16 protein-coding genes are annotated in these 15,016 nt (G+C 72.1%); 12 read left to right on the top strand and 4 right to left on the bottom strand.

The features are described 5' to 3' along the window. Positions 1-8 precede the first annotated feature (8 nt). Positions 9-800, top strand: a complete 792-nt coding sequence (locus DK412_RS20550) for a VOC family protein (RefSeq protein WP_109973464.1) — start codon at positions 9-11, stop codon at positions 798-800. Between the two features lie 297 nt (positions 801-1,097). Here DK412_RS20550 and DK412_RS20545 read toward each other — a convergent pair whose 3' ends face one another. Further along, positions 1,098-1,658 carry a PAS domain-containing protein gene (locus tag DK412_RS20545; RefSeq protein WP_162596261.1) on the bottom strand — a complete coding sequence of 187 codons (561 nt, stop codon included), beginning with the start codon at positions 1,656-1,658 and terminating at the stop codon, positions 1,098-1,100. Positions 1,659-2,061: 403 nt separating this feature from the next. Between DK412_RS20545 and DK412_RS20540 the strand changes: the two genes are divergently transcribed. From DK412_RS20540 to DK412_RS20530, 3 genes are all read left to right on the top strand, one after another. Then, entirely contained in the window at positions 2,062-2,547 is a 486-nt protein-coding gene (locus DK412_RS20540) for a DUF2721 domain-containing protein (protein ID WP_109973462.1), read from the top strand. A gap of 93 nt (positions 2,548-2,640) precedes the next feature. After that, the gene (locus DK412_RS20535; protein ID WP_109973461.1) at positions 2,641-3,093 is read left to right on the top strand and encodes a PRC-barrel domain-containing protein; all 453 of its coding nucleotides are present in this window, start codon (positions 2,641-2,643) and stop codon (positions 3,091-3,093) included. Between the two features lie 7 nt (positions 3,094-3,100). Next, positions 3,101-4,084 (top strand): hypothetical protein, encoded by a 984-nt coding sequence (locus DK412_RS20530; protein ID WP_245447139.1) that lies wholly within the window; start codon positions 3,101-3,103, stop codon positions 4,082-4,084. Positions 4,085-4,094: 10 nt separating this feature from the next. Here the strand turns inward: DK412_RS20530 and DK412_RS20525 are convergent, their stop codons facing one another. After that, positions 4,095-4,466 (bottom strand): hypothetical protein, encoded by a 372-nt coding sequence (locus DK412_RS20525; RefSeq protein WP_109975400.1) that lies wholly within the window; start codon positions 4,464-4,466, stop codon positions 4,095-4,097. 169 nt (positions 4,467-4,635) lie between these two features. On the opposite strand from DK412_RS20525, the gene DK412_RS20520 reads away from it, so the two are divergent. Together DK412_RS20520 and DK412_RS20515 are read left to right on the top strand one after the other, a co-directional pair. Further along, on the top strand, positions 4,636-5,310 hold the full coding sequence (locus DK412_RS20520) for an HAD family hydrolase (protein WP_204165410.1): 675 nt from the start codon (positions 4,636-4,638) through the stop codon (positions 5,308-5,310). A 150-nt stretch (positions 5,311-5,460) separates the two neighbouring features. After that, on the top strand, positions 5,461-6,561 hold the full coding sequence (locus DK412_RS20515) for an alpha/beta hydrolase (protein WP_245447782.1): 1,101 nt from the start codon (positions 5,461-5,463) through the stop codon (positions 6,559-6,561). 213 nt (positions 6,562-6,774) lie between these two features. Here the strand turns inward: DK412_RS20515 and DK412_RS20510 are convergent, their stop codons facing one another. Further along, positions 6,775-7,755: a DUF2336 domain-containing protein gene (locus DK412_RS20510; RefSeq protein ID WP_109973460.1), complete on the bottom strand. Its 981-nt coding sequence runs from the start codon at positions 7,753-7,755 to the stop codon at positions 6,775-6,777. Between the two features lie 382 nt (positions 7,756-8,137). Between DK412_RS20510 and rpsF the strand changes: the two genes are divergently transcribed. From rpsF to alr, 6 genes are all read left to right on the top strand, one after another. Further along, positions 8,138-8,617, top strand: coding sequence for a 30S ribosomal protein S6 (gene rpsF, locus DK412_RS20505; RefSeq protein ID WP_109973459.1), 480 nt, complete (start codon positions 8,138-8,140; stop codon positions 8,615-8,617). A 3-nt stretch (positions 8,618-8,620) separates the two neighbouring features. Further along, positions 8,621-8,872: a 30S ribosomal protein S18 gene (rpsR, locus tag DK412_RS20500; protein WP_012332436.1), complete on the top strand. Its 252-nt coding sequence runs from the start codon at positions 8,621-8,623 to the stop codon at positions 8,870-8,872. 104 nt (positions 8,873-8,976) lie between these two features. Next, positions 8,977-9,927, top strand: a complete 951-nt coding sequence (locus DK412_RS20495) for a DUF2232 domain-containing protein (protein ID WP_109973458.1) — start codon at positions 8,977-8,979, stop codon at positions 9,925-9,927. A 125-nt stretch (positions 9,928-10,052) separates the two neighbouring features. Next, positions 10,053-10,622, top strand: a complete 570-nt coding sequence (gene rplI / locus DK412_RS20490; RefSeq protein WP_109973457.1) for a 50S ribosomal protein L9 — start codon at positions 10,053-10,055, stop codon at positions 10,620-10,622. Between the two features lie 290 nt (positions 10,623-10,912). Further along, entirely contained in the window at positions 10,913-12,400 is a 1,488-nt protein-coding gene (locus DK412_RS20485) for a replicative DNA helicase (RefSeq protein ID WP_093568492.1), read from the top strand. Positions 12,401-12,480: 80 nt separating this feature from the next. After that, complete coding sequence (gene alr / locus DK412_RS20480; protein WP_109973456.1) at positions 12,481-13,578, top strand: alanine racemase; 1,098 nt, start codon at positions 12,481-12,483, stop codon at positions 13,576-13,578. Between the two features lie 225 nt (positions 13,579-13,803). On the opposite strand, the gene DK412_RS20475 is transcribed toward alr, so the two are convergent. Further along, complete coding sequence (locus DK412_RS20475; protein ID WP_109973455.1) at positions 13,804-14,994, bottom strand: ABC transporter permease; 1,191 nt, start codon at positions 14,992-14,994, stop codon at positions 13,804-13,806. Positions 14,995-15,016 lie beyond the last annotated feature (22 nt).

Here is a 15,016-nt window from a genome sequence, read left to right as displayed (position 1 = left end):
GAAACGTCATGTCCCTCACCCTCGACCACCTCGTCATCGCGGTCGCCGACCTCGACGCGGCCTTCGCGGATTACGCCAGCCTCGGCTTCACGGTGATCCGCGGCGGCGAGCACCAGAACGGCATCACCCACAACGTGCTGGTGGTACTGGAAGACGGCGCCTACCTGGAACTGATCGCCTTCAAGAAGCCCGAACCCGGCAACCGCTGGTCGGAGGTCTATCACCGTGCCGGCGAGGGCTTTCTCGATCACGCGCTGCTGCCGTCCAATATCGAGGCCGACGTGAAGGCGGCGCAAGAGCGCGGGCTCGACATCGCCGATCCGGTCGCCGGCGGCCGCTTCCGGCCGGACGGCGCCCGCCTCGACTGGAAGACCGCCCGGGCGCCGGGCTCCGACGTGCCGTTCCTGTGCGGCGACGTCACGCCCCGCGCCCTTCGCGTCCAGGAGGGCGACGTGCGCCGCCACGACAACGGCGTCACCGGCGTCGCCTCACTCACGGTGGCGGTGCGCGACGTCGCCGCCTCCCGCGCCCGCTACGCCGCCCTCCTCGGCACCGGGGCCGACGCGCCGATCGTCGAGGCCGAGATTCTCGGGAGCCCGGCCCGCGCCGTGACCCTGCCGCTCGGACCGGCCACCACCGTCACCCTGGCGAGCCCGACGGGCGCGGACGGGGTGCTGGCCGGGGCGCTGGCGGAGCGAGGCGAGGGCCCGGTCGCGGCCGTGTTCCGGGCCGCCACGGCTGCGGGCGAGCTCGACCTGCGCCTCACCCACGGGGCGCGGCTCGCGATCACGGCGGGGTGAGGCGGCGGCCGGGCGGGCTGTGGCCGGCAGGGTCAGTGCCTGTTCGATGTGAAGGCCCGACTTGAAACCCTGTGCGTCATCCCGGGGCCGCGACAGCGGAACCCGGGATCCATAACCGCCGACGCTTCAGGACGAAGCAGAACGCTGCCCGCCTCTTCAGGAGACCTCAGCGGTTATGGATCCCGGGTTCTCGACTTCGTCGAGCCCCGGGATGACGCAGAGGATGTGATATCGTGGGATTGGTCGACCGGAATCGAGAGCGACGTCGCGATCGAGACAAACCAACCGGCGACACCCTTAATTCTTCCACGCCGACGGCCCCTGATCCGCCGCGAGGCCGCGGCCGATCTCCAGGAGCAGCATGTCGGCGAGGCGGTGCAGGAACGGATCGTGCCAGTCGTCGACCGCGCGGCGGACCGCGATGCCGTGCTCGGCGGCGCGCTCCAGGGGATGGGCCTGGCCCCCGGTCAGATCGATGATGACGCCGCGTCCCTCGAGCGGCCGGCCCGACGCGTCGCGGGTACACCGGCCGCAGGACAGGACCCAGCGCACGCCGCCGTCCCGCGACAGCAGGCGGTAGGGCAGGACGTAGGACCCGCCTTCCTCCGCGGCCCGCCGGATGCGCGCCTTCACGCCGTCCAGATCCTCCGGGTGGATGCGGGCGAGGAGGAGGGAGATCGGCGCGCCGGTGCGCAGATGGGCGGGATCGAATTCGTAGAGGGCCGCCATGCGGTCGTCGCCGCGCAGGACGTTGCGCGCGATGTCCCATTGCCAGGTCGCCACCGCGTCCGGCGCCGCGCAGGCTGCCGCCAGACCCCCCGGCGGCGGTTCCGCCCATCTCCCCTCTCGTCCCCGCACGCACCCCTCCGCTGGAACGCATTCCGACGGGTTGCCCGGCGGAAAGCTGCAACTCCTGCGAGTACCAGTAATTTTGTACCGGCCGGGCGTCAAGTTTCCGCCGGGACGGAAGGGCCTTGGCGGCAATGCATCCTCGCCGTGATCCGGATGACGGATCGTCCGCCCCGGCGCGCCGGGGCGGATCGCGCGCCCGAGAATATAGCGTCTCTGCGTCCCAGGTCCCCGCTGCCGCCATCAGGGCGTAAATACTCTAATGGAGTACTTATGCCGGAATGGAGCGGCATCTTTTCGTCTGCTGCATTGCGGAATCGACGTGGCGTGATGCCGTGTCGCCGCCGTACCCTATATCGCGAGGATCCGGTTCCGGCGCCCGGCCGCGCCCCCGCCCGCCCCCCGATCCCGCATGCTCCCCTCCGCCGATCCGTCCCAGGTCGACTCGACCGCCCACATCATCCAGGTGGCGCTGACCCCGGTCTTCCTGCTCTCCGGCATCGCGACGCTGCTCAACGTCTTCTCGACCCGCCACGCCCGCATCGCTGACCAGGTCGAGAAGCTCTCCGACCGCATCGCCGAGCGGCCCGGCGACCAGGCCCGGCTCCGCGACCTGCGCCGGCGCAGCCTCGCCCTCGACGTGGCGGTGGTGATCGCGGCGCTCGGCGGCGTCGCGATCTGCGGCGCGGTGCTGACCCTCTTCCTCGGCACCCTGCGGGACGCCGCGGTGGCGAGCGTGCTGTTCTTCCTGTTCGGCGCCGCCATCGTCTGCACGCTCGCCTCGCTCACCGCCTTCGCGATCGAGATGACGCTGGCGAGCCGCACGGTGCGCACCGAGGTGGACCAGCAGCAGCGGGAGGAGGCGGCGCAGGGCTCGGAAGAGGCCGGGATGCGCTGAATGACGCGGAAGAGGGGAGGGGCGCACCGAGGGCGCGGAACCGTCGCGGGCGAGACCGGTTCCCCCGAGGCACACCAGTCCCGGAGTCCCGCCATGCCGACCGAACTCCCGCAGAACCGCGCCTCGCCGAACGAGCGCGCCTACCGCGAGCCCGGCACGATGGAGCTCGACCCGTCCGGCGACGGCGTCGCCCTCGACGAGACCCGCCGGCTGATCGCCTCGAACAAGGTCGAGGGCACCGCCGTCTACGACCGCAAGGGCGAGCATCTCGGCAGCGTCTACAACTTCATGGTCGACAAGGTGACCGGGCAGGTCGCCTATGCGGTCCTGTCCTTCGGCGGCTTCCTCGGCTTCGGCGAGAGCTACCACCCGGTGCCCTGGAAGGCGCTGACCTACGACGTGCGGCTCGGCGGCTACGTCATCGACATCGACGCCGACACCCTCGCGGGCGCCCCGCGCCACGGCCCGGACGAGGACCCCTTCACCGATCCGTCCTATGGCGGGCGCCTCGACGACTATTACGGTGGCCGGGCCCCGACGATCTGAGACGGTCATGACCGAGGCGGGGCAGGAGGACAGGCGGGACGACCGGCAGGAGGCGCCCGACGCGCCGGGGGCGCCCGCCGGCGAGGTCGCCCGCGGGGCGGGCTTCGCGGTGGCGCCCGGCACCGCCAAGCGCCCCGGCGTGCTGGTGGCGATGCCGTTCGACCGCGCGCTCCTGGCCCGCTTCAAGGAGAGTTTTCCGACCGCCCGCTGGCGGCGCAAGCTCCGGCGCTGGTTCGTGCCCGGCACCACCGCCGAGCAGCGGGCCGATGCCTGGATCGCCCGGGAGATCTCCGCGCTCGATGCCTACGGCGACGACAAGGGCCGCGACGCCTACGCCTTCGAGCCCCTGGAGAGCCCCTACCTGGCGGCGCAAGCCGAGGCGCTCCTGGTCCGCACGCCCTATTCGCGGATTGTCGTCGATACCCTGCGCACCATTCCGTTCGCCGCCTGGGCGCCGGAGATCCGGGCCTGGCGGGTGCCCTGGCGCTCCTACGAGGCACTGAAAGCGGTCTGGCCGGTGATCGAAGAGGCGGCGGCCGCCAACGAGCCGGCGGTGCGGCGCGCCCGGCGCGAGGCCGCCCGCGACCCCGCGGCGGAAGCCGAGCGCCGGCGCCGGCGCCACCCGGTGCCGCGGGGCGATCCTCCCCCGCTCGGCGCGGCGGTCGAGGTGGCCGAGGCGGGGGTGGTGGTGTTCGAGGCCCTCGACGACGCCCCCATCGCCGAGACCGACGCGCTCGCCCACTACCCGTCGATCACCACGCCGGGGCCGCTGGTCTGGGGCTGGTGGCGGATCCCGACCTTCGGCGAGATCGCCGAGGCGGTGCCGGCGGCGGCGCCCGATGCGCCCGGCCGCGGCTGGTGGCCGGCGACCCGCGCCGGCCTGGAGGAGCGCCTGCGGCGCCTGCGCGAGACCGCGCGGGCGCAGGAGACCCGGGCCCGCCGCGCAGCCGCCAAGGCCGGTGCGGAGAGCCGCGACTCCCGAAGTTCCTAGAGCTCGCCGCTCAGAACTTCCCGCCGAGGCCGACCGAGCCGCCCGAGCCCATGGTGGGCGACAGGCTGCCGCCGCTGCTGCCGCCGGCGCCGCCCTCGCCCTCGATGTCCTCGCGACGGATGCGCCGGGGCGGAGCGCTCAGGGTGTCGCCGCTCGCGCGGGAATTGGTCGGGACGTTGAGGCGGCGGGTCGGCTCGGTCGCCGCCTGGGCGAGGTCGCCGCTGCTGCGGGCCGGCAGCTTCACGTCGCCGCGCAAGGAGGGCGGCGGGCCGACATCGCCCGCCGGGAGCACGCCGCCGACCTGGCCGAGGGGATTGCTGATGCAGCCGCCCGCGAGCGCGGCCACGGCCGCGACGAGGCAGGCTCTGGACAGGACGGACATCGACACTTCCCGGGCTCTCGAAGGAGCCGTCCCACCGGCCGGCGGGAACGGCGTTGACGAACCTCTAACGGTCGCGCCGCCCGAAGGCCAGCCGCGCCGCTTGCGCCGCACGGAACCCCGGCGCTTTGCATGGCTTTCGTGCTCGGCTGCAACAGACGAGACTCCCGCCATGATCCGCCACCTGATCTTCGACATCGACGGGACCCTGCTCGACAGCGTCGACCTGCACGCCAAGGCCTGGGCGGAGGCGTTCGCCGCCTTCGGCATCACGGTCCCGGCCGATCGGGTCCGCAGCCAGATCGGCAAGGGCGGCGACCAGCTGATGCCGGTCTTCGTGCCCAAGGAGCGCCTGGAGCGCGAGGGCGAGAAACTCGAGAAATTCCGCTCCGACCTGTTCAAGACGAAATACCTGCCGGAGGTGAAGCCGTTTCCCGGGGTGCGGGCCCTGTTCGAGCGGCTGAAGGCGGAAGGGCACGTCCTGGCGCTCGCCTCCTCCGGCAAGGCGGAGGAGGTGGAGCGCTACCAGGAGATCGCCGGCATCCGCGACCTCGTCGACGTGGCGACCAATTCCGACGAGGCCGAGCGCTCGAAGCCGCATCCGGACATCTTCGAGGCCGCGCTCGACAAGCTCGGCCGCCCGTCCCGGGGCCAGGCGATCGTGATCGGCGATTCGCCTTACGACGCCGAGGCCGCGGTGAAGGCCGGGCTGCCGGTGATCGGCGTTTTGTGCGGCGGCTTCCCGGAGGCCCAGCTCGGCGAGGCCGGCTGCACCGCGATCTACCGCGATCCGCAGGACCTGCTCGACGGCTACGACGCCTCGCCCCTGCGGCGCGGGCTGCCGTAGCGGGGCGCCCCCGCCGGACCGGCCCATCTTGCGGGATGGGGACGGCCATGCGAATCGTGCGGCGCTCCACGCTGACAGGATTGCCGTCCATTGTCCGGCCCGCGCCGCCTCGCCGCCCTGCTGCTCCTGGCCGCCCCGCTCGCCGCCGCGCTGCCGACGGCCGTCCTCGCGCAGCAGCCGCAGCCGGCCGGCCCGCCGAGCGCCGACGCGTCGGATTTCGCCCGCATGGAGGCGGCGCAGAACGCCGCCAACGCCGCGCCCGGCCCGCGCACCGTGCCGGGCCGGCGCATCCCGGTGCCGGGCACGGTGAGCCCCGAATTCCAGGCGGCGATCGCGGCGCCCTACAAGACCCCGGCCTGGAACGCCGATCCGGGCAATGCGGCGGAGTGGAAGGCGCTGGTGGCGAAGCTCGCGGCCCAGACCGCCGCGCCCCTGCCGGCCCTGCGCGAGCGCCTCGGCGTGGTCTCGACCCCGGAGGTGATCGGCGGCGTCAAGGCCTGGATCATCGCCCCGAAGGTGGTGCCCGAGCGCAACCGCCACCGGCTGCTGATCCACATCCACGGCGGCGGCTACGTCTACAACCCGGGCGAGGCCGGCACGCTGGAGGCGGTGCTGATGGCGGCCTTCGGCGGCTTCACGGTGATCTCGTTCGACTACCGCATGCCCCCGGACGCGCCCTACCCGGCGGCGATGGACGACGCGATGGCGGTGTGGAAGGCCGCGCTCGCCCTGCAGCCGGCCGGGAACATGGCGGTGTTCGGCACCTCGACCGGCGGCGGCATGACCCTGGCGCTGATGCTGCGGGCCCGACGCGAGGGGCTGCCGCTCCCGGCCGCCATCGCCCCCGGCACGCCCTGGTCCGACCTGACCGAGACCGGCGACAGCTACAAGGCCAACGAGTGGCTGGACAACGTGCTCGTCTCCTATGACGGCGTGCTGACCCGGGCGGCGAAGCTCTACGCCGACGGCCACGACCTGCGCGACCCCCAGCTCTCGCCGATCTACGGCGACCTGCGCGGCCTGCCGCCCACCATCCTGACCACCGGCACCCGCGACCTCTTCCTCTCCAACACCGTGCGCACCCACCGCAAGCTGCGCCAGGCCGGGGTCGACGCCTCGCTCCAGGTGTTCGAGGGCATGAGCCACGCCCAGTACCTGTTCGATCCGGACGCGCCGGAGACCCGCGAGGTCTTCACCGAGATCGCCGCCTTCCTCGACAAGCATCTGGGGACGGCCGCGAAGGCTCCGTGACCGGACGGGGCCGCGGCGCGGCTGTCCCCGTCGCGCGGCGGGGAGGCGTACGATTCCCCCTTTCCCGCACGACTGGAGCGTCAGCGGAAGGAGATCCGGGAGAGGGGAGGAGCGGAAACTGAATGCCTCCCCGCTAAATCTTGGCCGCGCCGAAACCTGGCCGTATCGAACCTCGGCCCTGTGCCCCTGTCGTGTACCGTGCTCCCGCTCCGTTCACCCCTGCTGCGCGACCAGCGCGCGGGCCTGCGCCACCGTGACGGAGCGGTAGGCCTGCACCGCCGCGCCGGCCGCCTCGGCGGTCGGGGCCGGGCCGGGCCGGGCCCGCAGATAGGCGCCGAGGGTCGAGAGGCGCAGATCCGCCGCCCGCACGATTAGGGCGAGCGCCCGCGACGCCGGGGAGCGGTGCGCCGCCTCGGCCCGCTCGGGCGGGCAGCCGGCGAGGTGGGCGAGGCCGATCAGCGCCTCGGCGATCCGGCCATGCGCGAGCCAGCTGCGCAGGTCGGCCTCCTCGAGGCCGAGCCGGACCCGCAGGGCGACCGCCGCGACGGCGCGCCGCGTCGGGCCGGGGCGGGCGGCAGGCCGCAGGAGCGCGTCGCGCTGGCCCGGCAGCAGGCCGCCGCGGGCCGCCAGCCCCGCCGCGAGGCGGTCCCGGTCCTCCATGCGCGCGGACAGGAGCGTCAGCGCCGACAGCGAGAGCTGCGCCCCGCGATTGGCGACGAGCGTCCCCATCACCGCCTGGTCGCCCCGGTCGGCGAGCACGTCCGCCACCCGGGCGGCGACCGTCGCGCGCCGGGCGATGGCCGCGAGATGCACCGGTCCGCGGCTTCGGGCGACGCGCAGCAGCACCTCGTCGGGCAGGGCCGCGCAGCGCGCGAGCACCGGCACCGCGACGCTCGCCTCGGGATCGCAGGCGAGGCGCCGGGCCAGCTTGCGCGGCGGCCGGGCGAGGGCGGTGACCTGCCGGGCGAGCCGCCCGCGCGATCCCGTGCCGGCCCCCTCGACGAGCACCGTCAGGACCTCGTCGAAGGCGCCGACCTGCGTGGCGGAGAGCCCGTCGGCCCGGGCGACCAGGAGATCGGCGACGCCGTCGAGGGTGCGGCCCGCATCGACGACCTGCTCGGCGGCCTCGACGAGGTCGGCGAGCAAGGCCGCCGGCGGCCGTCTGTCGGGTCGGAAGGCCGCGGCCGACGCCATAGGGCGAGAGATCCTGTGGTGAACGCAGCGATACCCTAGCGGCGCGATGGTTACGCCGGCCTTAGCGCCGTCCTGCGCGCTCTCGCCCTCGTCCCCTCTCTCGTCCTCTCTCTTGCCCGCTCTCTTGCCATCCCGTCAAAACCTGCTATAGGCCGCGCCTCGCGTTCGCTCCGGCCGGGGGCTGAACGGACGGTGTCGGGCTCAGTCCCGGCACAGGGGTTCGCCCCGTCGTCCCGTGTCTCCGCCTTCGAACAACCGCTCGGGCCTTTGCAGGCTCGAAGGGCTTGGCGCCGTGCGACGCGAGGACGAACCGGCCCGACGCCCGAAACCGCTTCCCGCGTGCTCGTGCAGCGGGCCTTAGTCTCCCTGAGAAAGGCCCATCATGGCTCTCTATGAGCATGTGTTCCTGGCTCGCCAGGACGTGACCTCGCAGCAGGTCGAAACGATGGTCGAGACCTACAAGTCCGTCATCGAGCAGAACGGCGGCAAGGTCGAGAAGACCGAGATGTGGGGCGTGAAGTCTCTCGCCTACCGCATCCGCAAGAACCGCAAGGCGCACTTCACCCTCCTCAACATCGACGCTCCCCCGGCGGCCCTCGCCGAGATGGAGCGCCAGATGCGCATCTCCGAGGACGTGCTGCGCTTCATGACCGTGCGCGTCGAGGAGCTCGAGTCCGAGCCGTCCGCGATGATGCAGAAGCGCGATCGCGACGAGCGCAAGGACCGCGAGCGCGGCCGTCGCCGCGACGACGACGGCTTCGGCGGCGGCTTTGGCGGCGGTGACCGCCCCGAGCGCGGCGACCGTCCGGAGCGCGGTGAGCGCACCGAGCGCGCCGAGCGCAACACGAACGAGGAGCAGTAAGCCATGGCTTTCGGTGCTGGTGGCGGCGGTGGCCGTCGTCCGTTCTTCCGTCGGCGCAAGACCTGCCCGTTCTCGGGCCCCAACGCCCCGAAGATCGACTACAAGGACGTGAAGCTGCTCTCGCGCTACGTCTCCGAGCGTGGCAAGATCGTGCCCTCGCGCATCACCGCGGTGTCGGCCAAGAAGCAGCGCGAGCTCGCCCAGGCGATCAAGCGCGCCCGCTTCCTGGGCTTCCTGCCCTACGTGATCCGCTGATCTGATCAACAACCCGGCGGCTTCCTGCCGCCGGGTCGCTGGGGCGTTCTGTTTTGCGCCTCTAACCCCGCCCGGACGGGCGGCGGGACAGCGGACAAGGTGTCATGGTTCGTCACACCGGCATCGGCGTCGTCGCCGGCCTCGCCTCGGCGCTCCTGATCGGGGTCGTCGTCCAGGCGACGCCGCTCGCGCTGGCCCTCTACCTGCTCGCCCCGCTGCCGATCCTGATCGTGGCGATGGGCTGGAGCCACCGGACCGGCCTCGTCGCCGCAGCCTCCGGCACGCTCGCCCTCGCGATCGTCTCGTCGCCCCTGCGCGGCCTCGCCTTCCTGGTCTCGACCGCCCTGCCGGCCTGGTGGCTCGGCTACCTCGCGCTGCTCGGCCGCCAGAAGTCCTCCGGCGGGATGGAATGGTACCCGACCGGCCGGCTGCTGGCCTGGGTCGCCGTCACCGCGGCGATCGCCCTCGTCGTCGTGGTGATGCTGTCCTCCGGCGACCACGCCGCCTACCAGGAGCGGGTCCGCCGCCTCGCCCGGGCGATGCTGCAACTGCAGATGCAGGAGACACCATCCCGCGGCGCCGGGCTGGAGGAGGACGACCTCGCCCGCATCGCCGAGCGGGTCGCCGGCCTGGCGCCCGCCATCATGGCGACGACCTTCACCCTGCTCCTGACCTTCTATCTCTGGGCCGGCGCCCGGGTGGTGCAGATCTCCGGCCGCCTCGCCCGGCCCTGGCCGGACCTGCCCGCCACCGTGCTGCCGCGCCGGGCCCTGTGGGGATTGGTCGTCGGCGCCGTGCTCTCGCTCTTGCCGGGCTATGCCGGCGCCTTCGGGGTGGCCCTCCTCGGCGCCCTCGCGGCCGCCCTGGCGCTGCAGGGGCTCGCCGCGCTCCACGACCGCAGCCGCGGCAAGCCCGGCCGCACGCCGATCCTGATCGGCCTCTACGTGCTGGTCTTCCTCACCCAGGGGCTGGCGCTCGCCGCGCTCGCCCTGTTCGGCCTCGTCGACGCCCTCACCGGGCGGCGCCGGCCGGTCCAAGCTCCTCCGGTGACCTGACCCCGCCGGTGGCCTGACCCCATGAATCCCCGGGACGTCGCGAGGCGGTCCGGTTCCCCGACGGCGGAACGCTCCGCCATCACCACCCGGGGCCGACGAGGCCCCCCGATCGAAGGACGACGACCATGGAAGTGATCCTGCTCGAGCGCGTGGCCAAGCTCGGCCAGATGGGCGAGACCGTGAAGGTGCGGCCGGGCTTCGCCCGCAACTTCCTCCTCGCCCGCGGCAAGGCCCTGCGCGCCACGGAAGGCAACAAGAAGCGCTTCGAGGACCAGCGCGCCCAGCTCGAGGCCCGCAACCTCGAGCGCCGCGCGGAGGCCGAGAAGGTCGGCGAGACCCTGAACGGCAAGAGCTTCGTGCTGATCCGCCAGGCCGGCGAGACCGGCGTGCTCTACGGCTCGGTCTCCCCGCGCGACCTCGCCGAGGTGGTGACCCAGGACGGCTTCACGGTGAACCGCGACCAGTTCAACATCGCGCAGCCGATCAAGACCCTCGGCCTGCACGAGGTCCCGGTGGTGCTGCACCCCGAGGTCGAGGTGAAGGTCACCGTCAACATCGCCCGCAGCCCCGAGGAGGCCGAGCGCCAGGCCCGCGGCGAGTCGACCACCACCCGCGAGGAGTTCAACCTCGACGATCTCGGCCTCGAGGTCGGCGCCGCCCTGGCCGAGGCCGGCCCGGACGCGGACGACCGCTGATCGCTCCACGGCAATCCCACCCTCGTGGGTGGGATTGCCGGGACAACGGGGACAAGCCCGCGGGTCGGGCTTGACTTGTTCCCATTTTGTTCCAGCATGGCGGGGTCCGCGGCGCGAGTCGCGGGCCCCGCCTGCGTTTTGCGCGACCGCCCGGCCCCCCGGTCCAAGGTTCGGTCGAGGATGCAAGGTTTGGTCAACCACGACGGTGCGATGGTCGCCGCCACGTCTATGATCCGACACGCGGTCGTCCGACCCGTGCCGCCCCCTTCGATGAGCCGGAGCCCCGCCGGATGGCCATTCCCAGCACCTTGACGGCGAATCTCGAGCCCGTGCAGCAGGAATACCGCGTCGCGCCGCACAACATCGACGCGGAGCAGGCGCTGCTCGGCGCGATCCTGGTCAACAACGACGCGTTTTACCGGGTCTCGGACTTCCTGCTGCCTGAGCACTTCATGGAGGAGGTGCACCGGCGGATCTACGAGGTGTCGATCACGCTGATCAAGGCCGGCAAGCTCGCGAGCCCGATCACGCTCAAGACCTATCTCGGCGACGCGGATCTCGGCGGCCTCACGGTCGGCCAGTACCTCGCCCGGCTCGCCGCCGAGGCGACGACGGTCATCAATTCCGAGCATTACGGCCGCACGATCTACGACCTCGCGCTGCGCCGGCGGCTCATCACCATCGGCGAGGACCTGGTCAACGGCGCCTACGAGGCCCCGGTCGAGACCTCGCCGCGCGAGCAGATCGAGGCGACCGAGCGCCGGCTCTACGAGCTCGCCGAGACCGGCAAGTACGACGGGGGCTTCCAGAAATTCTCCGACGCCCTGACGGCGGCGGTCGACATGGCGGCCAAGGCATACCAGCGCGAGGGGCGGCTGTCGGGCATCGCCACCGGCCTGTCCGACCTCGACGCCAAGATGGGCGGCCTGCAGGCCTCGGACCTGATCATCCTGGCCGGCCGGCCCGGCATGGGCAAGACCTCGCTCGCCACCAACATCGCGTTCAACATCGCCAAGGCCTATGTCGGCGAGAAGCAGCCTGACGGCTCGATCGCGACGAAGAACGGCGGCATCGTCGGCTTCTTCTCGCTCGAGATGTCGGCCGAGCAGCTCGCCACCCGCATCATCGCCGAGCAATCGGGCGTCGCCTCCTACAAGATCCGCCGCGGCGACATCCGGCCAGAAGAATTCTACAAGATCACCGACGCCGCCCGGGACATGCAGACGATCCCGTTCTATATCGACCAAACCGGCGGCATCTCGATCGCCCAGCTCGCGGCGCGGGCCCGCCGGCTCAAGCGGCAGCGCGGCCTCGACCTCCTCGTCGTCGATTATCTCCAGCTCCTGTCGGGCTCGTCCAAGAAGGGCGACAACCGGGTGCAGGAGATGACCGAGATCACCACCGGCATGAAGGCGCTCGCCAAGGAGCTGGCGGTGCCGATCGTCGCCCTGTCGCAGCTCTCGCGCCAGGTCGAGGCCCGCGACGACAAGCGGCCGCAGCTCTCGGACCTGCGCGAATCGGGCTCGATCGAGCAGGACGCCGACGTGGTGATGTTCGTCTTCCGCGAGGAATACTACGTCAAGAACAAGAAGCCGCGCGAGGGCACGGAGGAGTTCTTCACCTGGGAAGCCGAGATGAACCGCGTCTACGGCAAGGCCGAGGTGATCCTGGGCAAGCAGCGCCACGGCCCCACCGGAACGGTCGAGCTCCAGTTCGACGCCGAGATCACCCGGTTCTCGAACCTCGCCCAGGGCGACCGGCTGCCCGACACGATGTGAGCAGAGGCCGCCTGACTTTCGGGCAGGCGGCCATTCCATCCTCCCTTGGCGGGGCCTCGGTCGGGCGGTAGACCGTGCGCATGCGCGACTCGAGCCCCATCGGCCATGGCGGCCGCCTCACCATCGATCTCTCGGCCCTGCGGGCGAACTGGCGCCGCCTCGCCGAAGTGGCGGAGTGCCCCGAGACCGCCGCGGTCATCAAGGCCGACGCCTATGGGTGCGGCATCGCCCGGGCCGCGCCGGCCCTGTGGCGGGAGGGCTGCCGCACCTTCTTCGTCGCCCACCTGTCGGAGGGGCTGGCCGCCCGGGAGGCGGTGCCTGAGGCGGCGATCTACGTGCTCAACGGCTTCCCCCCCGGCCGCGCGCCGGAATACCGGGCCGCGACTCTCCGCCCGGTGCTCGGCTCGCGCGAGGAGATCGCCGAATGGGCGGCGGCGAACCGCCAGGAGGGTGTGATCCGCCCGGCGGCGCTCCACGTCGATACCGGCATGAACCGCCTCGGCCTGTCGGTGCCGGAGGGGCTGGCGCTCGCCGGCGATCCGGTGATCGCGCAAGCCGGCATCGACCTGCTGATGAGCCACCTCGTCAGCGCCGAGGTCGAGCACGATCCCCTCACCGACCGGCAGGCGGCGGCGTTCGCCACCCTGCGCGCCGCCTATCCGGGGATCCGGGCCTCGCTCGCCAACTCGTCGGGCGACTTCCTGCCCGTGTGCCGCGCCGACCTGGCGCGGCCGGGCTACGCCCTCTACGGCGGCAACCCGCGGCCCGGCCACGACAACCCGATGCGCCCGGTGGTGCGGCTGGAGGCCGGCATCCTCCAGGTCCGCGAGGTCGCGGCCGGCGAGACCGCCGGCTACAACGCCCGCTGGACCGCCCCGGGCCCCCGGCGCCTCGCCACCCTGTCGCTCGGCTATGCCGACGGTTTTCCGCGCGCCTCGACCGGCCGCGGCGAGGCTCTGGTCGGCGGCGTGCGCTGCCCCTTCGCCGGCAATGTCTCGATGGACCTCATCATCCTCGACGTCACCGAGGCGCCACAGGAGGCTCTTCGCCGCGGCGCGCCCGCGACGCTGATCGGCGATCGCCTCGACCTCGAGACGGTGGGGCGCAACGCCGGCACGATCGGCTACGAGATCCTGACCGGTCTCGGGAGGCGCTACGAGCGGGTATACCGGGACTGAGCGCCGTCGGGGGTCCCCGACAGTCTTGAAGCCCTCCGGGTCATCCCGGGGCTCGCCGCAGGCGAGAACCCGGGATCCATAACCACCGATGGCTCAGGGATATGGCTGAGCGCGTCGAGCTGAATTCTGCACCGTCAGCGGTTATGGATCCCGGGTTCCGCTACGCGGCCCCGGGATGACACGGAGGATGGAAAAGCCGTCGTGGGTCCGAGCCGGGACGACTCCTCACCGGAACGTCTTCCGCGGATCGAACGCATCCCGCACCGCCTCGCCGGCGAAGATCAGCAGGCTGAGCGTCACGGCGATCACCGCGAAGCCCGTCAGTCCCAGCCACGGCGCCTGCAGGTTGGCCTTGCCCTGGGCCAGCATCTCGCCGAGCGACGGCGAGCCCGGGGGCAGGCCGAAGCCGAGGAAGTCGAGCGAGGTGAGGGTGGTGATCGAGCCGTTCAGCACGAAGGGCAGGAAGGTCAGCGTCGCCACCATCGCGTTGGGCAGGAGGTGGCGAAACATGATGCGGGCGTTGGAGAGCCCCAGGGCGCGGGCCGCCCGCACGTACTCGAAGTTGCGCGCGCGCAAGAACTCCGCCCGCACCACGCCGACCAGCGACACCCACGAGAACAGGAGCAGGATCCCGAGCAGCACGAAGAAGCTCGGCGTGATGATCGACGAGATGATGATCAGGAGGTAGAGCGACGGGATCGCGGTCCAGATCTCGATCACCCGCTGGAACACGAGGTCGACCCAGCCGCCGAAATAGCCCTGCACCGCGCCGGCGAGCACGCCGATCACCGAGGAGACCAGCGCCAGGGTCAGCCCGAACAGCACCGAGAGGCGAAAGCCGTAGAGGAGCCGGGCGACGACGTCGCGGCCCTGGTCGTCGGTGCCGAGCCAGTTCCACTCGATGTCGCGGCAGGTCGTGCCGCCGGTCTTCTCCGCCACGGTCTTGCACTGGGCGTCCGAGAGGAGCCAGGTCGGCGGGGCGGGGGCCGGGACCGGCAGGTCGAGGTTGTGGGTGTTGTAGGAGAAGCGGATCGGCGGCCAGACGGCCCAGCCGTTCTCAGAAATCTCCTTGGCGATCACCGGGTCGCGGTAATCGGTGCGGGCGAGGAAGCCGCCGAACTTCTCCTCCGGGTAATCGACCACGATCGGAAACAGGATCTCGCCCTTGTAGGAGGCGACGATCGGCCGGTCGTTGGCGATGAACTCGGCGAAGAGGCTCAAGCCGAACAGCAGGCAGAACAGCACGAACGACCAGTAGCCGCGCCGGTTGGCCGTGAAGTTCGCCAGCCGCCGCCGGTTCAGCGGCGACAGCCGCCCGGTGCCGGTGGGGCCGGGCAGCGGCAGGCTGACCGGGCCCGCCGCGGGCGAGGTGACCGGGACGGCGTCGAGCTCAGGGAGCGGGGGGCGCTGGTTCATGCGGCGTCCCCCGGCGAGGCGG

The organism is Methylobacterium sp. 17Sr1-1 (assembly GCF_003173775.1).
GTDB lineage: Bacteria > Pseudomonadota > Alphaproteobacteria > Rhizobiales > Beijerinckiaceae > Methylobacterium.
The sequence above is the reverse complement of the archived record's forward strand: the minus strand, read 5'-3'. Positions and strand labels throughout refer to the sequence as shown.